The organism is Rhodopirellula halodulae (assembly GCF_020966775.1).
Taxonomy (GTDB): domain Bacteria; phylum Planctomycetota; class Planctomycetia; order Pirellulales; family Pirellulaceae; genus Rhodopirellula; species Rhodopirellula halodulae.
Genome location: NZ_JAJKFV010000009.1, coordinates 293,152 through 316,690, shown reverse-complemented (window position 1 = coordinate 316,690; position 23,539 = coordinate 293,152). Strand labels below are relative to the sequence as shown.

Sequence of the window (23,539 nt, the reverse complement as noted above, 5' to 3'; positions counted from 1 at the left end):
CATGTCCGACCCCGCTTGGCATCACCTCCCACACGACCCGCGGTCGTTCTTCGAATTGCCCGAAGAATTTGACCGTCGCGATCTGAAACGTGCTTACGGGAAATTGATTCGGCAGTTCAAACCTGAAACCCACCCGCAAGAATTTCAGCGCATTCGTGCGGCTTACGAACAGTTGGAAAACGCGGAGCGTTACGGACGCAACCAAGCCTCTCATCAGTCCGCCGCCGAGGCGTGGGAATCCAGTCCAACCCGCGAACCATCTTCCGCCGATTCGACCTCTTCGCCGAGTCCGTCAGAACACTCTTCCGTTGAGCCTCCCCCGAGACCACGCCCAGCGGCTCCGCTTTCGCCTGCGGACGAAGCCATCGCAAACCCGCGTGAGACCTATGTTCGGCTCTCGCAAAAGGATTCCCGAACGCCGCTGGAGTACTACACGCTGGCAGTGCTCAGCGACCTGGTGAAAAAGCCATCGGAGAGATCCAAGTGGCAGAGCGATTTCATGCGTTGGCTGTTGCTTGGGTTGAAAGAGCACCCCGGCGAGCCAGGGTTGCTGTCATTGTTGGCGGGAACCCTCAGAGGCGACGTGCCGCTTGACCAGGCTGCGAAGGTGCTTCCGTCGCTGGCCAAAACCATTCGCTCACCGAATTTCTATCGATTGACGGAACCATTGTGGGAACGGTTGGTTCGTCAACAACCGTTTGAAGAAACGCAACAACTGCTGCAGCAGTGCGAATCGGAATTGCGACAAACGGATCCTCGTCCGCGTTCGGCTTTTTACCTTCGATTGCTGCGAACGGCGATTTGGAAAGCACCGCGGTCATGGTCCGAATCGAAATTGATGGAGTTGTCGCAACACGCCGCCGATTTCGACGACGTGATGCACATGGATTACGAGTTCATCGAGCTGTTGCTGGACTACTTGTCGAATCAACAGCCGGCCTCGATGGAGTCGAATTCTCGGGCCACGATGGACGCGTTCTTGCGAACCTACTGCACCGGTGACGGGCCCGACGCCACCGCCGAGATGATTCACAAGCTGGACCAAATCGCCCGCAATGCTCATCAGATCCGGACGGCGTTGCCAGCGGATTCGGACGAAGATGCCCACGCGTTGTTCATGTTGATGATGATGGCAACCGGCGATTTGGCGGAAACCTCCGGCGTGGTCGCCAACCAAGTCGACGACGAAAAGAACAGCCGACAAGCGGTTTCGTGCTTGAAGGATTTGAAACATACGCTGGAGACAGTCGGCAATCGAGCGTCATGGATTGACGTGCGTTGGAAATGGCTGCCGTTCGCTGGACTGTACTTGCTGTTTGGAATCGTGTTTACTTTGTCGTGGATTCTGTTCATGTCGGCGATCAGTGCCTTCGCCAGTGCGGGCGAAGAGGGTGCCCTCACCATTGTCGCACTCATCGGCGGATTGGTCGCGTTTCCACTGGCGTTCTTTTGGTGGTTCTATCCGAAATACCTAGAACCAAAGTCCGATGTGTCGCGACAGAGGTACTTCGCCAGTTGCTACGAGAAGTTTTGGCGGGAGCGAGTCTTTCGCTACGTCCAGTCTTGCGGTGAAGCCCCCAGCGATTCTCTTCGCCGATTGCAAGAAGCTGCGGCGTATCACGACGACACCGAATGGATGAACTTGGTGCTCAGCTTTTGCCACGGTGATCGAGGCCTGTTGATCTTCGCCCGAGCCCAACTATTCGCGGGGTAGTTGTTATTGATCGTGCGAACAAAGATTTTTGTGATAGCCCAGTTCGCCAATCGACACGCCTCGAGCCCCCCGTAGCCGACCGGCGTTAGCCGCGGTTGGCCGTGTCGATCGGTGCCTTCAACGCAAAACCAATCAACAAAAAACTCCGAGCGACCACAACCACCCCCCCGCCGTAGCTCGCTCCGCTCGGTACGACCTACGGTGGCTCGACCAATTGACGTCTCTCGGTTGGCTCAGAATGGCCAAACGCTCAACGTGGCAACCGGTGCTAACGCACTCCGGCTATGAAGGGCGTTCCGTCGCAACATGCGAAACAAGATTCCGAAGGCCAATCAATCAACCATTACTAAAAAACACAACCCGCCAAACACCCTCGTAGCCGATCGGCGTTAGCCGCGGTTGGCCGGATCGATCGGTGCCTTCATCGTTAAACCGAACAACAAAACGCTCCAAGCGACCAAAACCACTAACCCGCCGTAGCTCGCTTCGCTCGGTACGGCCTACGGACACTCGACCAATCGGCGTCTCTCGGTTGGCTCAGGATCGCGAAACGCACAACCGCTCAACCGGTGCTAACGCACTCCGGCTAGGAAGTGCTCCCGATCGCAACATGCGAAAGACCGTGGTGTTCGGGCATGGCTAGCGACCGTACAAACCTTACCCCAACTCGACGCTTGATCCTCGCTGGGGAACTCACCGAGCCAGCCGCTCGGTGGAAAGAAGTGAGAGTGCTGGGACTCGAACCCAGGACCATTCGATTAAAAGTCGAATGCTCTACCAACTGAGCTACACTCTCGACCGACGAAGCGAACGCCGGTATGGATCAGACCGAAAAAGGTGACACGAGATTCACCCCTTTTCGAAAACGGACGTCAGAAAAGTTACCTTGCGTCAAACGCAAGAAACCTTGTCGACCGAGATCAAGCGGAGCGGACAGGATTCGAACCTGCGGAACCCGTTTCCGGGTTCACCGATTTAGCAAACCGGCGCTTTCGACCACTCAGCCACCGCTCCAGGTGGAAACTTGCCCGCGTGACGTAGCCATCACGTGACGTGTTTCGGTCAGGCGGGATTGTGCTTCATTCGGCGTTTCACTGCAACCCTTCCTGACGTCTGTCGACCAGACACGGGCAACTTTTTCCTGGTTCGGGGCCCGCTTGAATCCTGCGACCGAACCAGCCCCCGCAATCGGCAACCAGCGGCACTCGGCGGAACGTTCCACTACACTGTTGGAACACGCCGCACGAACCGATCGGACTCCGGCCAAAGAACCTGGATCGAACTGAACCAGCCACTCAATCGCTGCGTCCGATCGTTTTGCCCCTCCATTGTCATCGACTGATTCAGACCGGCGTTTTCCCCACCTCTTTCCCTCCGATTGACTCAACATGCGACCTCTTTTCACGAAAGTTCTGTCGGCCGCCTTGGCCGCCTCCACCCTGTCCGCTTACTCGCCGCTCGTCTCCGCCGAAAACGCTCGAGATACCAAGGTGGTGTTTGAGGATGACTTCGAAGCGGGCGATTCCAAGTGGGAATTTCTCGACCCCGAAACTTGGAAACACAATCCGGCCGAAGGAAAATCTGGCAACGCTTCGATCGAAATCACGGATCGTAAATCCGAATACTCGCCGCCAACGCGAAGCCCCGGACACGTCGCCCTGGTCAAGAACTTAGAAGTCGGCAGTTGTGAAATTCAATTTCGCGTCAAGAGCACGCTGGACACCGGCAACCACCGCGATTGTTGCGTGTTCTTCGGCTACCAAGACTCGGCACACTTCTACTACGTCCACTTGGGTGCCAAACCCGACCCGCACAGCGGTCAAATCATGATCGTCAACGACGCTCCTCGCTTGGCGCTGACTACCAACGAAAAGCTCACGCCGTGGGACAATGATTGGCACAACGTTCTGCTTCGTCGCGACGTCGAATCAGGAACCATTGAGATCTTTTTCGACGACATGGAAACTCCGCACATGAGCGTCGTGGACAAAACTTTCGGCAAAGGTCGCGTCGGCTTGGGATCGTTTGATGACCTCAACGCATTTGACGATGTCGTGATTCGCGAATTGCACTGACCGAACCGCAACTCAAATTGCTTATCCGGCGAAATGCACATCCGGCGAAACCGGACAAATCATTTCGCTGGTCTGGTTCTTCCGGACGACAGGTTCGTTCAAAAACCTTCGTGTTTTCGTCTTGATCGATTGGACCAACGGCGTGAGGCCTCACTCCGCCGGAACCGAAACCACTTCTACTACTGACGAGTCATTCATGAGCACGGACGACGCCCAAAACGAACAGCCGACTTGGGACCTGGATCCCAAATTCGATTTCATTGACGCGCACCGCTTGCCGTTCTCGGACGACAAGGTTTCGCTCAAAAAGATCAACACGGAATGTTCGGGCCCGTTCGAGGGAAAGGCTCATGGCAAAGCGTTCACGCAAGCCGCCAATGACGAGATTCGTGACTTGCAGTACCGCATGTTCACCGAAGGCAAGCAGTCATTGCTGGTGGTTTTGCAAGCACCAGATGCGGCGGGCAAAGATGGCTTGATCCGCAAGGTGCTTGGCCAGATGAACCCGCAAGGATGCCGGACTTATCCGTTCAAGGTTCCCTCATCGGAAGAACGCTCGCACGATTTTTTGTGGCGGATCCACAAAGCCGCTCCCGCTGCGGGCAAGGTTTCCGTCTTCAATCGTTCGCACTACGAAGACGTGTTGGTCGTGCGTGTGGAAGACTTGGTTCCGAAATCCGTATGGAAAGAACGCTATCAGATCATCAACGACTTTGAAAAACTGCTCGCTCACCGCGGCACGCGAATCCTGAAGTTCTATTTGCACATCAGCCCCCACGAACAGCTCGAGCGGTTCAAGAAACGACTGGATGACCCGACCAAGCATTGGAAACTGAATGCGGGCGATTATGCGGCTCGCGACAAATGGGATGCGTACCGCGAAGCGTATGAAGACGCGATGGAGAAATGCCATTCTAAAATCGCTCCGTGGCACGTGATTCCGGCCGACAAAAAGTGGTACCGAGACGCCTCGGTCGCCGCGATCGTCCGCGAAACGCTGCGTGACATGGATCCTCAATTGCCGCCGCTGGACGCCGATTTGGACGAAATTCGTGGGCTCTATGAACGTGAATTGTCCGAAATGAACGAGTGATTTCTTGGCCGGTATTGCGGTTCGACTTGTCAGGGTAAGTTGTCAGCAGGCCGTTCGTCTGAACCCGCTGCTTTCTGCCGTTTGGAACCATTTCGACCGTATCTCTTCTCTATGAAAATCAGCCGCAATCCGACTCGTCCGGTCACCATCGGATCGATCCTCATCGGTGACGGAAACCCGATCGCTGTCCAAAGCATGACAGCCACCAAAACGCAGGACATCGACGCAACGGTGCAGCAGGCCGAAGCGCTGCACGCCCGCGGCGCTGGTGTCGTTCGGATTGCGGTCGACAGCACAAAGGACGCCGAAGCACTTGCCGAAATTCGAAAGCAGACGAACGCCAACTTGGCCGTCGACTTGCAAGAGAATTTTCGCTTGGCGGAACACGTGGCTCCCCATGTGGACAAGATCCGCTACAACCCCGGGCACCTGTATCACCACGCGCGGGAGTTGTCTTGGCAAGAAAAGGTTCGCTACTTGATCGACATCGCGGGCAGCAATCAATGTGCGGTTCGCATCGGGGTGAACTGCGGCAGTGTTGATCCGGCCAAGAAAGAAAAATACGCCGACGATGATTCCATCACGCCCATGCTGGAATCCGCTTTGGAACATTGCGAACTGGTTGACTCACTCGGCTTTCACAACTTTGTGGTTTCGCTGAAAGACAGCGATCCATCCAAGGTGGTGCAGGTCAACACGTTGTTCGCGGAAAAACGCCCCGACGTGCCATTGCACTTGGGAGTCACCGAGGCCGGCATGCCACCGGACGGCATCATCAAAACCCGCATCGCGTTTGAGCAACTGCTCGGCAAAGGTATCGGCGATACGGTCCGCGTTTCGCTGACCCTGCCCAATCCGCGAAAACCCGAAGAGATCGACGCTGGCAAACAGATCGTCGACGACATCTACGCCGGTCGCGTTCGCAGCGTGGTCAAGTTTGACGATTCCAAACTGAACATCATCAGCTGCCCGAGTTGCTCGCGGGTGGAGAACGAAGCCTTCATCGATTTGGCTGCCAAGGTCAAGGAGATGACGACGTTCGCCCAAGAGTATTCGATTACCATCGCGGTGATGGGTTGCCGTGTGAACGGGCCAGGCGAAACCGACGACGCGGACCTCGGGTTGTGGTGCGGCCCCGCAAAAGTCAATCTAAAGCGCGGCACCGAAGCACTGGGCGCGTTTGGATATGACGAGATCCTGCCGAAGTTGAAGCAGGAACTCGACGATCTGATCGCCGCCAAGCAGTGACTTCGACTCACGTTCATCATCGATCCCGCGTTTCAACCCGAACACGGCGATTGCTTTCCATTCAGCCTTTCAACCATCCGATTCATCCATGGCCAGCGACGAACTTTACGAACGATACAACGAAGTCGAAAAACTGATCGACGAAGAGAAATACGAAGAGGCCATCGCCGGTTTGAAGCCGTTGGTCGAGGAAGACGAAACGTTCGTGTTGGCTCACTTGGCATTGGCTCGTGTTTACACGAAAACCGGCCAACACGACGAAGCGATCGCGCACGGCCAAAGGGCTTGCGAGTTGGAACCCGAAGACGCGTTCAATTTCACGGCCATGAGCGTGACCTACCAACGAGCTTGGGCCGGAACCCAGAACCAGGCCTACATCGCCGCCGCCGAAGACGCGATGGCCCGAGCGCAACAACTCAACGCGATGTAGCACCAACCAAAAGATGCAAACCGGTCGAGCCACCCGTAGGCCGTACCGAGCAAAGCGAGCTACGGCAGGTTGTCGATTGCGTCCCAGAGCGTTTGGGCGGATCGATTTTGCGATGAGGGCTCATATCGCCCCGGCCAACCGCGGCTAACGCCGTTCGGCTAAGAAGTCTTTTGGTTGATCGACGCGTGCTCAAGACTGGAAATGTCTTAAGCCGGAACCGCGGTGCGTTCAATGAGAGCGAACGCACCGCATAGCCGGCGTGCGTTAGCACCGGTTGCCACGTCAAATTCTCCGCCACCCCGCTCCAATCGAGAGACCCAAACCGGTCGAGCCACCGTAGGCCGTACCGAGCGAAGCGAGCTACGGCGAATTGTTAGTTGCGTCCTGGTGCGTTTGGGTTTTCCGGTTATGCGGCGAGGGCTCAGATAGATCCGGCCAACCGCGGCTAACGCCGTTCGGCTAAGAAGTCTCTTGGTTGATCGACGCGTGCTCACGACTGAAATTGTCTTAGCCGGAACCTCGGTGCGTTCAATGAGAGCGAACGCACCGCATAGCCGACGTGCGTTAGCACCGGTTGCCAGGTTGAGCGTTTCGCCGCGTTGAACCAATCGAGAGACGCCGCTTGGTCGAGTATCCCCGTAGGCCGTACCGAGCAAAGCGAGCTACGGCAGGTTGTTGTTTGCGTCCCGGAGCGTTTGGGCGGATCGATTTTGCGGTGAGGGCTCGTATAGATCCGGCCAACCGCGGCTAACGCCGTTCGGCTAAGAAGTCTTTTCGTTGATCGACGCGTGCTCACGACTGGAAATGTCTTAAGCCGGAACCTCGGTGCGTTCAATGAGAACGAACGCCCTTCACAGCCGGCGTGCGTTAGCACCGGTTGCCCCACCGCGTTCCTCGCCCCCCCGCTCCAATCGAGAGACCCAAACCGGTCGAGCCACCGTAGGCCGTACCGAGCGAAGCGAGCTACGGCAGGTCGTCGGTTGCGTCCCAGAGCGTTTGGGCAGATCAATTTTGCGATGAGGGCTCGGATCGATCCGGCCAACCGCGGCTAACGCCGTTCGGCTACGAGGTGGTTTGGCGGGTTAAGTTTTTTGAATAATGGTTGATTGATTGGTGTTCGGGATCTTGTTTCGTGTGTTGCGATCGGGAGCACTGCATAGCCGGCGTGCGTTAGCACCGGTTGCCCCATCGCGTTCCTGTCCACCCCCGCGCCAATCGAGAGACCCAAACCGGTCGAGCCACCGTAGGCCGTACCGAGCGAAGCGAGCTACGGCAGGTTGTTGGTTGCGTCCCGGAGCGTTTGGGTTTCCCGATTTTGCGGCGAGTGCTCGGATCGATCCGGCCAACCGCGGCTAACGCCGTTCGGCTATTGGTGACTCGATTGTTTGGGATTGGCACCGAACGCAGCCTTGCGTGTCGCTCGATTGCGAATCGGCCGGCACGATCGGTGCGACCGGTACATCTTCGTGAATATTCTTGTTGGTCGACTCAAACCGAATCTCGGTCATTCGCTTTCCTCTCAGGACAGGCAACAAATTCTTGGTTGAGTTTGTTCACTCGGGTTTGAGCTTCGAAAACGTGTCCTATTCATTCCTGTTCGCGCTGCTGCTTGGTGGCGGATGTTTCCTCTTGTTCGTTGGTAGCGCCGACGCGATCGAGGAATGGGAATGGAAGCGACTGATTCGCAAACAACTTCCCAAACAACGCAGCGGAAAAACCTACCGGGCCCGGGCTGCGAGGGCCGCGATGACGGACGCGCCGGTTGCCAATCCCATCGAAGGGTCGCAAGATCCGCGGCGATGGAAAGGATGGCGAGATGTGATCGTGCGATCGGTCAAAGACGAAACGCCCGATTGCCGGTCGTTTGTGCTCGCTCCCGTGGACGGTGACCCCTTCCCGTCATTTCGAGGTGGCCAGTACCTCACCGTGCGTCTGTCAAACCCTGAAAACGGCAAGAACGTCACTCGTTGTTACAGCCTTTCCAGCGGTCCTGAAGAACGGCACTACCGGATCACGGTCAAGCGTGTGCCGGGCGGAAAGATGAGCAACCTGCTGCATGACACCGTGGCGCCGGGTGACACGCTGCAGATCCAAGCCCCCAAGGGCAAATTCCACTACGACCCAACGGAAGCGACGGATTCACCGTTACCACTGAACCTGGTCGCAGCGGGCATTGGGATCACACCGATGATGTCGATGTTGTTTCAAAGCCTGAACGAATCGAGCACCCGAGAGGTGAACCTCTTCTATCAGATTCGCAACGCAACAGAAGCTCCGTTCCTCACCCCCATTCGTGAACTCGCTGCTGCTTTGCAGAGCACCACCGGCGTTCGCGTTCATCTTTGGTTCAGCAAACCACACCCCGGCGATTGCCGAGACGGCGATTCGACCGGGCGACTGTCAGCTCGCTCGATCCTGGAACAAATCGGCCATGAACGCGGCGAATTCTTGATCTGTGGCCCCGATGTATTCATGAACGCATTCGCGGAAGGCTTGGTCGAACGGGGCGTTGCCAGCAAAAACGTGAAGTTTGAATCGTTTGGTGGCAAATCAAAATCAGTCGGAGCGTTGGCTGTTCCAGTCATCGACGATGCGGCAGACGGCACCGATGAACTTTCAGTCACCCATGCGGTTCGTTTTGAAACATCCAATCAAACGGGAATGTTCGTGTCCGGAATGGACGGGTTGCTGGACGTCGCGGAAGCGTTGGACATCGCGGTCGATTCCAGTTGCCGTTCGGGAGATTGTGGTTCTTGCGTCAAGCGTTTGTTGGGTGGCGAAGTGGGCTACGACGAGCCGCCCGAATGCGACCGCGAAGACGACGAGGTCGTGATGTGCGTGGCCAAGCCGAAGACCGACGTGGTGCTGGACGCCTAACCCAGCGATCCAACATGGGTTTCCCGCCCGCCTTCTTCTGCACCGCAATCACACGGCAGGACAGCCAGCCTGGCTACCCCATTTGGAATGGTCAACCATTCAAAGCAGTCTCGACCCAAAATTCCGGCCCGACGTGCGTTTCAAGCAGTGCTCTTGGCCAATAACCAATCCGCGAGTTTGGGTGAGATCGCGTTGACGGCCATGAGGGCTCGCACCTTGCCCGGCATCACGATTTCGATCTTTCGCTGCATGATGCATTTCAGAACCGCGTCCGCGACTTGTTCGGGTGGCAACCCTTTCAGTTTCGCACCTCCGCCAGGCTGGGCCGCGGTCGCCGGAACGCCGGTCTTCGTATCCGTCTGGTAGCGATCGATCGGCAGATCATCATCACGGCGGATCGGACCTGGACAGACGACGCCCACGTGAATGCCGTCCGATTCCAATTCCATTCGAAGCTGTCGCGAGAAACCGACCAGCGCATGCTTGGCGATCACGTAGCCACCCAGATAACGCGGCGCCACGCGAGAGGCAAGCGAACCAAGATTGACGATTGCACCACGAGTCTGCTGGAGCGATTCGTGAACCGCGCGGGAACAGGTCCAAGCGGAAATGACGTTGTCACGGAATAGCGATTCCAGCTCTTCCGCGGAACTGTGAATCAACAAGCCTCGGTCGCTGCGTCCAACCACGTTCACCAGCGCATCGAGCGATTCGAAACGCTGAACGTGTTCCGCCACCATCCGATTCATTGAATCTGCATCACACGCGTCGCCCGCGAACGCCTTCACTTCCGATCGCGGAAATTCCTCTCGCAGCGACCTCTCCGCGTCTCGCAACCGGTCCGCGTTTCGGCCCAACATGGTGAGCCGGTAATTCTCGCGAAGCAGTCGCCTGCAGACATGCAGCCCCAATCCGGCGGAGGCACCGGTTACGATTGCGGACGGCGATGTGTTGTCGCGGCTCACACCCATTCCTGAGTGGTGGGTTTGATAACGATCTCAGGCACGCAGGCTCGCGGGGGCAACTGACAAATCGAAAGGATCACCGACGCGATGTCTTCTGGTTGCAGGATCGATTGTTTGTGTTCTTCGGTGACCGGGACAGGTCGATTTTCCAAGATCGGCGTGTTCACTTCGCCAGGGTACACGTTGGTGATCCGAACGCCTTCGTGCCGGACTTCATTGGCGGTTGCCGTTCCCAACGCGGTCATCGCGAATTTGCTGGCACAGTAAACAACGCCGCCCAACGTGATCGCGCGTTTTCCCGCGACCGACGAGATGTTGATGATCAATCCGTCGCGGCGGTCTCGCATCCCCGCCAGCACTTGATGCATGCAGCGGTAGGCTCCGGTCGCGTTGATGCGAAGCACGCGATCCCATTCGTCGGGATCCATCTCGGCCATCGTTCGCTTGGCAATGTTGATCCCGGCACTGTTCACCAAAATGTCCACTTCACCAACGTTTTCGCGAACATCGGCGAAGAAAGCTTCGATGCTGTCGTTGTCCGCCACGTCGATCGTGTGCGTGCGAACGGGGTTGGACGAACGGATCGAACCAGCGACTTCCTTCAGCGGAGCTTCTCGTCGTCCACCGATGGTGACCTTCGCACCGGCCATCGCCAATTCACGTGCAATTCCGGCTCCGATGCCGGTTCCACCGCCGGTGATGGCGACGACTTTGTCTTTCAAATTCATGGTGAGAGGCTCGTGGGGGGAGGGATGCGGGAGGCAAACCGGATTTTCGATTTGCATGACTCATTTCGCAATCCCCCTTGGCGAGACGGTTATAGTGATGGCGTGTGTTTCACATTCGTTTCGAACTCTCGTTTCCCCACAGGAACATCGATGTCTCGCTATTTGCTTCTTCCTCTCGCCCTGGGTTGTTTGATGAGTGCACTTCCATCCGCCTCGGCTGCTGACGCCACCACCGAACACGAATGCGTGTTGGCTCACGAGACCAAGACGATCGAAGGCAAAGAAGTTGATTTGCACGACTACGAAGGCAAAGTCGTGCTGATCGTCAACGTGGCCAGCAAGTGCGGCTACACCAAGCAGTACGCCGGTTTGCAAGCGTTGTACGAAGCCCACAAGGATGACGGGTTGGTGATCCTCGGTTTCCCATGCAATCAGTTCGGGAGCCAGGAGCCTGGTTCCGATTCCGAGATTCTCGAATTCTGCAGTTCGCGTTACGAAGTCACCTTCCCCATGATGAGCAAGGTCGACGTCAACGGTGACGACGCCACGCCGCTGTACAAGCAGTTGACCAGCATCAAGGCTGAGCCTGCCGGCAAGGGTCCCGTCAGTTGGAACTTTGAAAAGTTCCTGGTCGGCCGCGATGGACAAGTGATCGGCCGCTACAAGTCGAAGGTGAAGCCTTCGGATGACGAACTGGTCAGCGCGATCAAGTCGGCCCTGAAGGAGGGCTGAGAGCCGAGAGCTGAGGTTTTCGAGCGGAGGACGGAACGTCGAGGGAGGGGAGTCGAGGGCGGGGGTTTTCGGTTTGGGTTGAAGACTCAGCGGAGGCGCGACGCCCGATTCTCGTTCTTTCGACGTTCTCACTCTGTTGAGGCGCATAAAAAACGGGGCGAACTTGGCTGACAAGTTCGTCCCCGTTTTTGTTTGATCGCTGAGGTTTCCAGGCGAGCACCCCGGTGACTTCGTGGCCGGTGATCCGTTGTTCGGTCGGATGTCCGGATCAACACGGCCATCGAAGTCGGGTTGGGGTCGCTGTGTGGAGAGCGTTACGTCCAACGTTCTCTGGGTAGCCCCGGCGAAGGGGGCTCCCCTGAGAACAAATTTCAATCAGCAGCCGCAAGCAGGTGCAACGTCGCAACCTGCATCGCAGCCAGCGTCGCAACCGCAGTCGTTGCTGCAGCCACAGCCGTGTCCGCCCAAGAGACCCTTGAGCAAGCTACGGATAGGACCGGCCGAAGCAGGTGCACAGGCTGGAGCACAAGCGTCTGCACATGGATCTGCACATCCGCAAGCTGGAGCTGGGCAGCAAACTTCCACTGGAACTTGCTTGCAAACAACGCGTGGCACGCAACGAGTCACGGTGTAGGGCTCGCAAACTTTGCGGCACTTCTTGACCTTGATCGTTTCTTGGTAGCACTCTTTGCGGCAAGTGGTGTAGCACACGGTCTTGGTGCGGCACTCAGGAACCATTTTGCAAACTTTGTACTCGCAAACCTTGGTGCGGCACTCAGGAACCATCTTGCAGACGGTGTACTTGCAAACTTTGGTGCGAGGCTCGCAAACCATCTTGCAAACGGTGTAGTTGCAAGTCTTGGTGCGGCACTCAGGAACCATTTTGCAGGTCGTGTAGTTGCAGGTCTTTTGACGGTTTTCGCAAACCATCTTGCAGACTTTGTAGCACACTTCCTTGGTGCGGCATTCTGGGACCATCTTGCACACGGTGTAGTTGCAGGTCTTGGTACGGCACTCAGGAACCATCTTGCACACTTTGTACTCAACGGTCTTGGTGCGGCACTCAGGAACGCGACGGCACACGGTGTAAGGGATTTCACGAGTACGGCACTCGGTGACGTACTTGGTGCAGGTCACTTCTTTCTCTTCGCAAGTTGGAACCCAGACTTTCTTGCAGATCGTCTTGGGGCAACCTTGCACGCATTCCACGCGGCACTTGCCTGGGCAGTAAACCGTGCGGCACGTTGCTGCGTCGAAGTACGAAGTACCGGGCTCACGCACGGTGCGACGGATCATTGGACCAGGAACGGTTTCCGTACGGGTTTCCCAGTGTCCACCTTTGACCGTGATGGTCTTGGTGTACGTTTGAGGAACGCTGACGCTGTAGTTCTCTGTGCGAACTTTTTGTTCTTGCACAGTGTTGTAAACCGTGTAGTTGATGTTTCGCGTACGAGTTTCGTACGTTGGAACCATCACGGTGTAGTTGATCGTCCGTTGACGAGTTTCGTACACGGGCTTGTTGACCGTGTAGTTGATCGTCTTGGTACGAGTTTCGTACACAGGTTTCTTCACGGTGTAGTTGATCACTCGCTGATGTTGCTCGTAAACGGGCTTCATCACGGTGTAGTTGATCGTCTTCGTACGAGTTTCGTACACGGGTTTCTTGACCGTGTAGTTGATCACCTTTTCACGAGTTTCGTACACAGGCTTGTTGACCGTGTAGTTGATCGTGCGTTGGCGAGTTTCGTACGACGGCACCATGACCGTGTACTGAACTTCTTTCTGGTGAGTCTCGGGAACCATTCGCGTACGATTGACCACTTGGTCTTCAAAGTACACTTCGTTCCGAGTGCGATAGCGAGTCTCTTCGACTTGCTCCATGACGGTTTCGCGAACCGTTCGCATGACGGTGTAAGATCCACCGCCAGCGACGGCCGAACCGTCGGCAACAACTGAGCCGCCAGCAACCGCCGATCCATCGGCGACGACTGAGCCACCACAGCTGCTACAGCCTTCATAGCTGATCGCGCCGCTATATGCAGCGTGAGCAGCGTTCGCGCCCGAGACGATCGAGATAATCGTCAACGCGGGCAACAACCACAAGCGTTTCATCGTAAGTTTCTCCACAGGTAACAACGGGACGTTGCATAACGCAGCTTCGTTTGGCCTGCCGGATACCCCCCGGCTTGGCCTCCAAACCAAAATCAAAATCCAGACGGCTAAACCGATCCGCTGCCTGATTCACTGTCACGGTCGAGCAGAACGCCCGTCGGCCGAACGAAGGCCGAGGCTGCGAGTGTGAGAGCGGGGCGGCCCACACGTGGGCCAGGGAGGGTCGGTAAGGCTTCACTTGCCAGACGGTCAGAGATAAGCTGGGCCAGAACGTGTGTGGCACAGGCGGAAACTCTGCGGACTAGCAAAACTGATCTTGATGCACAAACTTCATCGTCTGCAGAACAAGCGTTAAACAAACAAACAGGGCGGTCCTGGCAAAACAGAACGATTGCGTCGTCAAGTCCTGCCGACGCTGCGGGTTGTTCCGGTTCAAACGATTGTGCGGGTCAGCGAAGCCGATGACGAGCGAACACGAATCCAGCCCTTCGGATCCTTCCGATGAAGCCGTTTGCAAGGCGGAATTGTCCACGCCCGCGGTGGGGCGTTTGTCGCTCTATTACCGCGAATTGCACCGTTTGATCGCGGCGGGAGAGAAGTCCACCAACAGTCGCGACCTGGGGCAAATGGTCAACGTTTCCCCCGCCGTCGTGCGCCGCGACCTCAGTTCCGTAGGCTCGATTGGTCGACGCGGCGTCGGTTACGACGTGCAACTGTTGGCCGAACGGATCGGTGCTGTGTTGGGATCCGGCGTTCAGTGGAAAGCCGTGTTGATCGGCGTCGGATCACTGGGCAACGCTCTGCTTCGCTACCGAGGATTCGAGCGTCTCGGTTTCTCATTAGCGGCGGCCTTTGACACCGACCCGGCGAAGTACGGACGCGAAGTCGGCGGAACCACGGTCCGACCGTTAGATGATTTGGAAGCGGTGCTTGAAAAAGCCAAACCGGAATTGGCCATTCTCGCGGTCCCCAGCGAACAAGCCAGCGAGGTCGCGGCCCGCGTGATGGCCGGTGGCATTCAAGGCATTTTGAACTTCGCTCCCACCACACTGCGTGTGCCGGCGGGAACGGCCATCATCAACGTTGATCTGGCCAGCGAGCTGCAACAACTCGCCTTTCGCATTCAAAACATTCGCATATAAGCGCACGTCGGCTGCATTCAGCCGCGTTCAGTTGTCCACACGCAACATCGGGTTCCAGTTCCCCACCTTGTACTCCGTGCGTTTGCCCGAAGCTGGCATCCCCTTGGCCACCTCTTCCGCGAGCTTGCCCTTCAAGTCACGAATGACCGCGGCAATCTCCGGGTCTTGTTGACCATCGCCGTGCGCCAAATTGGTGAACTCCTCCGGATCCTTGTCGTGATCGTACAGCTCCATGCCGCGATCGCCATCGTCCCACAACGTCATGCGATAACGCGGCGTGCGGATGGAATACCCGTAGTAGCGTTGCTTCTTCTGTCGATCGTTGCGAGAAATCATCGACATGGAATAGCCACGCCCAAGTTGCGATGGATCACGCAAGATCGGCACGAGCGACTGGCCGTGCATTAACTCTTGCGTTGGAACACCGCACATTTCAGCCAACGTCGGATACAAATCCACCAACCCAACCGGAGTCGTCGCAACAGCCCCCTTTTCGCGGCCGGGTTCCGCGATGATCAATGGCACACCGGCGACCTTGTCGAACAAAGCTTGCTTTTGCCAAAGCCCTTTTTCACCGAGGAAGTACCCGTGGTCGCTGGTGAAAACCACAATGGTGTTCTTGTCCAATCCGGTGCGTTCCAAAGTATCCAGCACCTTGCCAACCTGAGCGTCCATGAACGTGGTGCTGGCGTAGTAAGCCTGGATGGCCTGGCGACGGAGCGGATCGGTCAGCTTTTCCTGTTCCTTTTTGTGGCTTAACAAAGCCGCCTTGGGCACGTCGGCAACATCCTCCTCGACGTTGTCAAACAGCGGCATGTCCTCCAACTTGTAGGGCTCGAAGTACTCTTTTGGCGCAACGTACGGTGTGTGCGGACGGTAAAACCCAACGGCCAGGAAGAACGGGCGGTCGTTGCGTTTCGCGCATCGTTCCAGCACCCAACTGGCATCTTCCGCCAACATTCCATCCGTGTGCTCGCCATCCGGTCGGGGCGAAGCGTACCAGGACAACGTCCCGCCAAACGCTTTCTCACGAAGCGTGAAAATGTCCGGTTCTTCGATCAAACGATCACATCCGGCTGGGTTCAGCTCCAGCTCCCACGACGCCGGATCGTCATGACCATTGGTCCCAACCGATTTCGGCACGTTGTAGTGATACAGTTTCCCAACTCGCCCGGCAAAATAACCGTCCAAACGAAAGGCCTGCGGTAGCGACCAACGCTCTGGGATCGAATCCCGAAAGATCTGCGCGTTGCCATGGATCCCGGTGGTGTCCGGATACAAGCCGCACAACATGGAATTTCTGGAGGGACCACACAGCGGGTATTGGCAAGCTGCGTTTTGGAACAACACGCCTCTGGCGGCCAATCGATCGATGTTGGGCGTCTGAACCAACGGGTCGCCGTAGCAACCGATGCGGGTGTTCAGGTCGTCCGAGATCAAGAACAGCACGTTCTTGCGAGTGGACGGTTTCTTTTCAGTTGCTTCTTGAGCCGAAGCCACCGTACCGATGAAAACGGTCCCAAGAATGAGACCGAGACACAGAGATCTCCAAGTGCGCATCGTGTTGCCTGCCGCGTTTTGTCGTTGTGGGGAATGACTAGGCGGCCAGTATAAACGAGCCAAGCCCGCGACGTTGGCATTCAACATCGCGGGCTTGGAGTCGTGTTTCGATGAGCCGGGGCTGAGCAAGCTGAGTGTTGAGAAGTCTCAACGCCCCGGCGACGTATCGCCTATCGCTGCACGGCGTCTTCTTCAGGTCGTGTTGCCACTTGCGTTTCGTTTTCAAACGCCTCCGGTCCCAAAAGTGGAATCATGACTGGGTACGCCGTTTCAGGAACAATGTCCACGGCAACGATCGACTCGATGCCAGTCAACGTGTTGAAGCTGACAATGCCGTTGGGAATGCCATCTGGGGTCGGAGCTGGAATCAGCCCGCCATCGACGATCATCATCGGTGGTGCGGGAGCGGATTCTTCCGCATCGGGAACCGCGTCCGGCACGGGAGTCGGCACCAAATCACCATCCACCAGCATCAACCCATCAATCTCCGAACTCGGCAGTTCGTCTGGCGTCGCATCGGGCACCGGTGCGGGAATCTCAACACCATCCACCAACATGGTATTGATCAACTTGCTTTCGTTGGGTGCCTCGTCTGGAATGGGCTGAGGCACCGGCTGCCCATCGACCAACATGATCGCGACCGGCTGAGCCCACACGGATGCAAGGTCCTGCGTCATTTCGTTGATGGCGATGCTTTGCAAACCAGTGCGTCGACGTTCCAAGTCCGCGAGCAAACCACCGATGTCTTGCGGTGAGAAACACTCCGCGACGTCAGCAGCGCGGCTGATTTGCCAAACCGCTTCGTCCATCAAACAATCAGGCGAAATCTTTGCCAATTGAGTCGGCTGCTCCGCGGCGGGCAAGTCTTCTTCGGCCAAGTCATATGGCAGATAGGCTTCTTCCAAAGTGACGATCACCGGGCCACTGCCGACCAAAGGATCTTCTTCAGCAACTTCCACCGCCTTCTCAGGTTTTGCGAAATCGTGCTTGGCGACCAGAGGGACGATGACTGGGTGCGAAGTCACATCCAGTGGCTCTTCGGCTGCCAAAGCGGCCAATTCTTCGCGAACGTCGATGGTGAATTTCGGTTCGGGTTTGTTCAATCGCAACGTCTGGTTGACCACGCGGCTTTGCAAGATTGGCTGGTCGTCGCGAACCACGGGAGCGTCGTCCAACCACCATCGATTCAAAGCCACCGCTTGAGCCAAGGCGGCGTTGTCAGCGACCTCTTCATTCACCGAAGGATCCAATTCGCCCGCCACGGGTGGCAACTTCGCTTGCGTGCGAATCATCGCGAAGGGCTCGAGGAAATGCTCCAGCGGAATACCGATTTTGGCTGCTGTAGATGCGGCGACGGCGGCCAGCATTTCGTTGAAGTCGGAAGAGGTGCGACTGACACGGGTCGCGGGAGCGGTGGGAGCAGCTTCGGCCAAGGTCAGCGTGCCGGCTTCTTCATCTTCGCTGGAAGACGCTTCATCGACGGGAGCCAAGTCGATGGTTGAGGTGGGGATGGAATCGTGAGTTCCGGGAACAATGACGAATGCGGTGGGGGCGGGGGCTTCGTCGGCAGGGGCAATTTCGGCGGGCGTCGCATCGACGGCAGGGGGTTGAACCACGGGAGCGTCGTCCGATGGCAAGAACACGACGCTGTTCTCTTCAGTTTGGTTCAGGTCGGCGACGGGAATGGGTTCGGCTTCTTCGTCAAACCGGTGAACCAGGATCGAGATGCCTCCGCTGAGAGCCGGGTCGACTCGATGAGCGTGGGCCAAATTGGTGGCGAAACCGGATGCCAAAATCGATCCAGCAATGGCGACCGAAAGGGCGAGGCGTTTGGCGGTGGCAGAACAATGACGGATAGGGGAATGAATTTTCATGGTTATGTTGGGCCGGAATCAGCAGACGGGGTCTCGGAATAATGGGGCCACTGCGATACCGGACTTGAATGAATGTGATGGTGGGCTGTGAGGTGGGTTGGAGCGGACGGGGACGCAACGGTCGGCGCCACCAAATCGCCAGTTGGAAATCCCGCTCCAGTGCACGCTATCGGCGACTTGGATGGCTGGGGGTTTGAATTCGCTTGGGAAAGCTGTGCGTTTTCACGGCGTCTGTTCCAGTTGTTCCGTTTGGGTAAATTCATTTTCGTTTCACAGCCCACTTCTTGAAGAAATCTGCACAATTCGCAAACGTCCCCGGGCCCGAATTCTCCAAACATCAAGCCAACGTTCGACGGCATTCCCATCCCAGGCGAAACCGGTAGGCTGTGGGGCTGACTTCGACTTCCGACGCAAGGTTTTGGTTTTCAATTGAGTTCGCACAAAGGCCCCCTGCTCGACCCAACAATGCTGTTCCGATTCGAAGTTCGGTTGCAGCAACAGGCAATGAAGTGGACGGCGCGAGGGCTGTCGTTGCCGGAGTCCTGCCGAGTGCCCTCGTTTGCAGCTCTGTCCGGCGGCCCGATCTTTGCCGACGTGCGAATCGCGTGGGACGTGGACGGGATCGGTTTTCAGCTACTGGTCAACGGAAAACGGCAGTTGCCCTGGTGCCGCGACACTCGTTTGGACGAGAGCGACGGGCTGCACCTGTGGATGGACACACGCAACAGTCCCAACATTCACCGGGCAACGCAGCACTGCCATCGTTTTCTATGGTTGCCGGCGGGCGGTGGACCGAAACGAGAACGCCCCGTCGCGGCGCTGGTGCCAATCAACCGAGCCCGCACCAATCCGAAACCCATCCGGCCGGAAATCCTGAAGATTCACGCCTTGCCGCGACACGATGGCTATGAGTTGTCTGGTTTCATTCCCGCCGAAGCCATGACGGGATTTGATCCGAAAGATCAATCGCAGATCGGGTTCTACTACTTGGTCGCCGATCGCGAATTGGGGAACCAAGCACTAACGCTCAGCACCGATTTCCCCGTCGCGGAAGATCCGTCTCTTTGGGCCGAAGCCGCTCTGATCAGCAAATGATCCAAGCAGCCACGGCCGAGACAGATTAGCTGGCATCCACTACTCGACGCCGGTCGCATCGCCATAGAACTTGACCAAGTCCTCACGAAGCTTCTCGAGCGACGGCCCGTGCACATACATCATGTGCCCGCCCTCGTAGTGCTTCACTGTGACATTGTCGCGTCGGTCTTGCGACAACCCCAAATGATCCAACGTGTATTCCATCGCGAAATGGGGCGTTGCTAAGTCATAGTATCCGCAAGCAACAAACAGCTTGAGCGATGGGTTGGCCGTCATTGCCCCTCGCAACGTCTCAGAAGCATCGACGTAGCGTCCCTCGAAAGGACGGTAGCTCCATGGGTGCACGTTGCCCGTCAGAATTTCGTAAACGCGACGATCCTTGTAGTTCAAATCGCGACGCATGTAGTCGTTCAAACACGCCGTGAACGGGCCAAAGATGGCGGCACCGCTGGCGTCAAATTCCGGTGTCTCTCCCGCCGAATCACGATCGATGCTGACGTATCGCCCATCGAATCGTCCAACCGTGCGTTGTTCGTCTCGCAGTAACTCTTTGCCGAATCGCTGCATCGACACTTTCAAATTCGACGCCAAAACATACTCTTCTGACAGACCGGTCAGCTTGGCCAACTCTTTGGCCACCTTTTGACGTTCCTTCTTCCCAATCGCGGTTCCCTTCAAAAGAGCCGGTGCGTATTGGCGATAGGCGAACGTCTCCGCTCGCTGCACAACCTTTTCCAGCGGCAGCGACTGCAATTCGTCGTCGAGCTGTTTATGGAACCAAGCCGTCGCGGTGTAAGTCGGCAGGAAACAGACATTCGGCAAATCATTCCCCGGCGAGAACCGCAGCGTTTGAAAGTTGATCGCGCCGGAGATCACCACCGCGCCGTTCAACTCCATCCGGTAATGATCTCGCAAATGGCCGCTCAAACCGGCGACTCGCAATCCGCCGTAGCTCTCACCCAGAATGACCTTGGGTGACAACCAACGTTCAAACATGGTTGTGTAGTCATGAATGAATTGGCCAACACTGCGGATGTCTTCGTTGTAGCCATGAAAGTCGCTCTTGTTGACGTCTTCCGCCGGCCGACTGTAGCCCGTGCTCACCGGGTCAATGAACACCAAGTCCGTCACGTCCAACAAACTTTGGTGATTCTCGTCCAGGTGATAAGGCGGCTGCAAAAACGACGCATCGTCGGGGAAGCGAATGATCTTTGGCCCCAGCATCCCCAGGTGCAACCAAACGGAAGATGATCCAGGACCGCCATTGAAACAAAAGGTCAGCGGACGTTTGGTGACGTCATCAACCGGCTTGGTGTAAGCGACGAAAAAGACCTCCGCCTTGGGATCCAACTTGTCCGTTTGGATGACCAACCGACCGGCGGTTGCTTTGTAGTCAATCGCTTCTCCCTCGATGGTGATCGAATGCTCGGTGGTCACGAATGAATCCGTCAGTCCATCTTCTGACTTTTCATTCGCCTCTTTGGATGGTTCCTCCGCGATCGCGACGGCGGTCCAAACGTTCGTCGTGATCAGCCCCAGCAAGATCCAGCTTGCGAAACGGTTCCATTGCATCGTGTTCAACTCGTTGGTTCGTCTTGATTATCAACCGGCAAACCTCGCCGCGCGAGGCCAACACACCTCAGTCTACTTGGACGAATGGCCCCGAAGGCTCGTGGACCGACATCGCTCAGGCAGCCACTTGCTGGCGGGAACTGGCTTTCCGGTACGCGCGATCAGCGAAGCATTCGACTCCGTTGACACTCGCGACAAATCGCCGCGAAATCGGGTCAAACCCAGGATTCACGTGCTTTTTCGCGTCATTCGCCGATGCCGACGTCTTTCGAAATCGCCCCGCCCCAAACATGCAGTTGACACGCATGTTTTATTCTATACCTTCGCATGCAGTTCCAGCCGCGGTTGGTTGGTGGTTGCATCAGGTTGGTTGACGAAAGAGGTTGATTGAAATGCTGAGTGAAAGCACGATTCGAATTGTCAAAGACATCACGCCGGTGGTCGCGGAGAACGCTGAAACCATCACTCGATGCTTTTATCAACGCATGTTCCAGAAGAACCCCGAGGTGAAAGCGTTCTTCAACCAAGCTCACCAGCACACCGGCGGACAACAAAGAGCATTAGCAGGTGCGATCTGCGCTTACTTCACTCACATCGACAACCCAGCGGTTCTGATGCCCGCGGTGGAATTGATCGCCCAGAAGCATTGCTCGTTGGGAATCAAAGCCGAACACTACCCGATCGTCGGCAGCAACCTTTTGGAAGCGATCCGCGAAGTGATGGGCGAAGCGGCAACGGATGAGATTCTCGATGCGGTGGGAGAGGCCTATCAGTTCCTGGCTGACATCTTCATTCAACGCGAACAGGAGATCTACCAGCAGCAATTGACAGCTCCCGGTGGTTGGAACGGGACGCGAGAATTTGTTGTGGATCGCAAAGAGACAGAAAGCGATGCGGTGACATCGTTCTACCTCAAGCCAAAGGATGACGGACCTCTGCCAAAGTTTGTTCCGGGGCAGTACATCACGGTCCATCTCGATCACCCCACCACGCCAACCTCACCTCGCAACTACAGTTTGTCCGGCCCCGCGGGAGCCGACCATTTGCGAATCAGCGTTCAACGCGAATCCGGTGCCGTCGAAGGTGCACCGGACGGTCTGATCTCCAGCTATTTGCATGATGAGATCGAGGTCGGCAGCACCCTCGTCTTGGGACCTCCATGCGGTGAGTTCACCTTGCCCGTGGACGAGAAACCGCAGCGTCCGATCGTCTTCTTGGCGGGAGGAATCGGAATCACTCCACTCCTCTCGATGGCTCATTCTTTGCTGCGAAATCAACCGACGGCAGAGATCCATTTCATGCACGCATGCCGCAATTCGTCCGCACAAGCCTTCGCGGGAGAACTGAAGCAGATGCAGATCGATCACTCGGGTGTTCGAACCCTGACGCTCTTCAACGATCCATTGCCTGATGACTTGGAATCGCGAAAATGCGATGCGGTTGGTTTGCCGACTTTGCCATTGTTGAATGAGTTCCTGCCCGGCAATGATTGCGACTTCTATCTTTGCGGCCCCAGACCCTTCATGGAATTATCGCAAACCCTGTTGTCACAGGCGGGGGTTCAACCGCATCGAATCCGTCATGAGTTCTTCGGTCCTAAACAAACGCTTCGGCCGGCGACGGTGGCTTCTTCATGAGCCCACCCGAGAGACGCCCAACGCTGCAACAACCGCGACTTCCCAGTCATCCATCGCCTGTCATCAAAACGATGTAAAAACCGATTCGCGTCTGTAAATTGAATCCAGACGCTACCTTGCCGCTTCAAACTGCCTTACGCTTCTCCCTGCTATGAGAGCATGTTGCTCTCGATTTCATCGGATTGGCGTTGGCCAAGGCAAGCGAGGGTAAGTCATGGGATTGGTAAAAGAATTCAAAGAATTCGCGTTGAAGGGTAGCGTCATTGACTTGGCTGTCGGTGTGGTGATCGGTGGTGCTTTCAGCGGAATCGTGAAGTCACTCGTCGACAACATCATCATGCCGCCCATCAATTTGCTAACGGCTCGCAGCGGTGTGAACTTCAAGGAAGCTGCGGTGAAGATCACAACTGAATCACCGAAGCTCGATGACGCGGGCAAAGTCATCGAAGGCGAGGGCGCGGGAATGGTCGTTCAGAAATATCCAATTCTGAACTACGGCCCCTTTGTGCAAACGGTGTTTGAGTTCCTGCTGATCGCCCTCGCCTTGTTCGTAGCGATTAAGCTGATCAACGCCGCTCGAAAACACATGGAAGGCGAACCAGAAGAAGAGGAAGCCGCCAAACCGAGCGAGGACATTCTCCTGTTGCGAGAAATTCGCGATTCCCTGCAAAAGAACTGAGAGTTT

General features: G+C 56.6%; 17 protein-coding genes and 2 tRNA genes. 11 read left to right on the top strand and 8 right to left on the bottom strand.

The window, feature by feature from the left end; all coding sequences use genetic code 11:
* Nucleotide 1 precedes the first annotated feature (1 nt).
* A complete protein-coding gene (locus tag LOC70_RS07495; RefSeq protein WP_230252948.1) occupies nucleotides 2–1,714 on the top strand; it encodes a hypothetical protein in 1,713 nt (570 codons plus the stop codon).
* Nucleotides 1,715–2,437: 723 nt separating this feature from the next.
* Here LOC70_RS07495 and LOC70_RS07490 read toward each other — a convergent pair.
* Together LOC70_RS07490 and LOC70_RS07485 are read right to left on the bottom strand one after the other, a co-directional pair.
* Nucleotides 2,438–2,510, bottom strand: a tRNA-Lys gene (locus LOC70_RS07490).
* Nucleotides 2,511–2,639: 129 nt separating this feature from the next.
* Nucleotides 2,640–2,728: transfer RNA gene (locus tag LOC70_RS07485), tRNA-Ser, on the bottom strand.
* Between the two features lie 374 nt (nucleotides 2,729–3,102).
* On the opposite strand from LOC70_RS07485, the gene LOC70_RS07480 reads away from it, so the two are divergent.
* The 5 genes from LOC70_RS07480 to LOC70_RS07460 all read left to right on the top strand — a co-directional run bounded on the left by LOC70_RS07480 (nucleotide 3,103) and on the right by LOC70_RS07460 (nucleotide 9,437).
* Nucleotides 3,103–3,789, top strand: coding sequence for a hypothetical protein (locus tag LOC70_RS07480; protein ID WP_230252946.1), 687 nt, complete (start codon nucleotides 3,103–3,105; stop codon nucleotides 3,787–3,789).
* A 196-nt stretch (nucleotides 3,790–3,985) separates the two neighbouring features.
* On the top strand, nucleotides 3,986–4,882 hold the full coding sequence (locus LOC70_RS07475; RefSeq protein ID WP_230252944.1) for a polyphosphate kinase 2 family protein: 897 nt from the start codon (nucleotides 3,986–3,988) through the stop codon (nucleotides 4,880–4,882).
* Nucleotides 4,883–4,993: 111 nt separating this feature from the next.
* Nucleotides 4,994–6,130, top strand: a complete 1,137-nt coding sequence (ispG, locus tag LOC70_RS07470) for a (E)-4-hydroxy-3-methylbut-2-enyl-diphosphate synthase (protein WP_230252941.1) — start codon at nucleotides 4,994–4,996, stop codon at nucleotides 6,128–6,130.
* Nucleotides 6,131–6,218: 88 nt separating this feature from the next.
* Nucleotides 6,219–6,560 carry a tetratricopeptide repeat protein gene (locus LOC70_RS07465; protein WP_230252939.1) on the top strand — a complete coding sequence of 114 codons (342 nt, stop codon included), beginning with the start codon at nucleotides 6,219–6,221 and terminating at the stop codon, nucleotides 6,558–6,560.
* Between the two features lie 1,578 nt (nucleotides 6,561–8,138).
* Nucleotides 8,139–9,437 carry an FAD-binding oxidoreductase gene (locus tag LOC70_RS07460; protein ID WP_230252938.1) on the top strand — a complete coding sequence of 433 codons (1,299 nt, stop codon included), beginning with the start codon at nucleotides 8,139–8,141 and terminating at the stop codon, nucleotides 9,435–9,437.
* Nucleotides 9,438–9,577: 140 nt separating this feature from the next.
* On the opposite strand, the gene LOC70_RS07455 is transcribed toward LOC70_RS07460, so the two are convergent.
* Together LOC70_RS07455 and LOC70_RS07450 are read right to left on the bottom strand one after the other, a co-directional pair.
* Entirely contained in the window at nucleotides 9,578–10,408 is an 831-nt protein-coding gene (locus LOC70_RS07455; protein WP_230252937.1) for an SDR family NAD(P)-dependent oxidoreductase, read from the bottom strand.
* Nucleotides 10,399–11,130 carry an SDR family oxidoreductase gene (locus LOC70_RS07450; protein WP_230252935.1) on the bottom strand — a complete coding sequence of 244 codons (732 nt, stop codon included), beginning with the start codon at nucleotides 11,128–11,130 and terminating at the stop codon, nucleotides 10,399–10,401. The genes LOC70_RS07455 and LOC70_RS07450 overlap by 10 nt, the downstream gene beginning before the upstream one ends.
* A 150-nt stretch (nucleotides 11,131–11,280) precedes the next feature.
* On the opposite strand from LOC70_RS07450, the gene LOC70_RS07445 reads away from it, so the two are divergent.
* Complete coding sequence (locus LOC70_RS07445; protein WP_230252933.1) at nucleotides 11,281–11,862, top strand: glutathione peroxidase; 582 nt, start codon at nucleotides 11,281–11,283, stop codon at nucleotides 11,860–11,862.
* Nucleotides 11,863–12,237: 375 nt separating this feature from the next.
* Here LOC70_RS07445 and LOC70_RS07440 read toward each other — a convergent pair whose 3' ends face one another.
* Nucleotides 12,238–13,974: a hypothetical protein gene (locus LOC70_RS07440; RefSeq protein ID WP_230252931.1), complete on the bottom strand. Its 1,737-nt coding sequence runs from the start codon at nucleotides 13,972–13,974 to the stop codon at nucleotides 12,238–12,240.
* A gap of 461 nt (nucleotides 13,975–14,435) precedes the next feature.
* Between LOC70_RS07440 and LOC70_RS07435 the strand changes: the two genes are divergently transcribed.
* A complete protein-coding gene (locus tag LOC70_RS07435) occupies nucleotides 14,436–15,116 on the top strand; it encodes a redox-sensing transcriptional repressor Rex (protein WP_230252929.1) in 681 nt (226 codons plus the stop codon).
* Nucleotides 15,117–15,143: 27 nt separating this feature from the next.
* Here LOC70_RS07435 and LOC70_RS07430 read toward each other — a convergent pair whose 3' ends face one another.
* Together LOC70_RS07430 and LOC70_RS07425 are read right to left on the bottom strand one after the other, a co-directional pair.
* Nucleotides 15,144–16,676, bottom strand: coding sequence for a sulfatase (locus tag LOC70_RS07430; RefSeq protein WP_230252928.1), 1,533 nt, complete (start codon nucleotides 16,674–16,676; stop codon nucleotides 15,144–15,146).
* A gap of 170 nt (nucleotides 16,677–16,846) precedes the next feature.
* A complete protein-coding gene (locus LOC70_RS07425) occupies nucleotides 16,847–18,550 on the bottom strand; it encodes a hypothetical protein (protein WP_230252927.1) in 1,704 nt (567 codons plus the stop codon).
* A gap of 549 nt (nucleotides 18,551–19,099) precedes the next feature.
* Between LOC70_RS07425 and LOC70_RS07420 the strand changes: the two genes are divergently transcribed.
* Nucleotides 19,100–19,645, top strand: a complete 546-nt coding sequence (locus LOC70_RS07420) for a hypothetical protein (RefSeq protein WP_315857214.1) — start codon at nucleotides 19,100–19,102, stop codon at nucleotides 19,643–19,645.
* 39 nt (nucleotides 19,646–19,684) lie between these two features.
* On the opposite strand, the gene LOC70_RS07415 is transcribed toward LOC70_RS07420, so the two are convergent.
* Entirely contained in the window at nucleotides 19,685–21,217 is a 1,533-nt protein-coding gene (locus tag LOC70_RS07415) for a S10 family peptidase (protein ID WP_230252925.1), read from the bottom strand.
* A gap of 392 nt (nucleotides 21,218–21,609) precedes the next feature.
* Between LOC70_RS07415 and hmpA the strand changes: the two genes are divergently transcribed.
* Together hmpA and mscL are read left to right on the top strand one after the other, a co-directional pair.
* The gene (gene hmpA / locus LOC70_RS07410; protein WP_230252924.1) at nucleotides 21,610–22,854 is read left to right on the top strand and encodes an NO-inducible flavohemoprotein; all 1,245 of its coding nucleotides are present in this window, start codon (nucleotides 21,610–21,612) and stop codon (nucleotides 22,852–22,854) included.
* 214 nt (nucleotides 22,855–23,068) lie between these two features.
* Nucleotides 23,069–23,533, top strand: coding sequence for a large conductance mechanosensitive channel protein MscL (gene mscL / locus LOC70_RS07405; protein WP_255715680.1), 465 nt, complete (start codon nucleotides 23,069–23,071; stop codon nucleotides 23,531–23,533).
* Nucleotides 23,534–23,539: the final 6 nt, after the last annotated feature.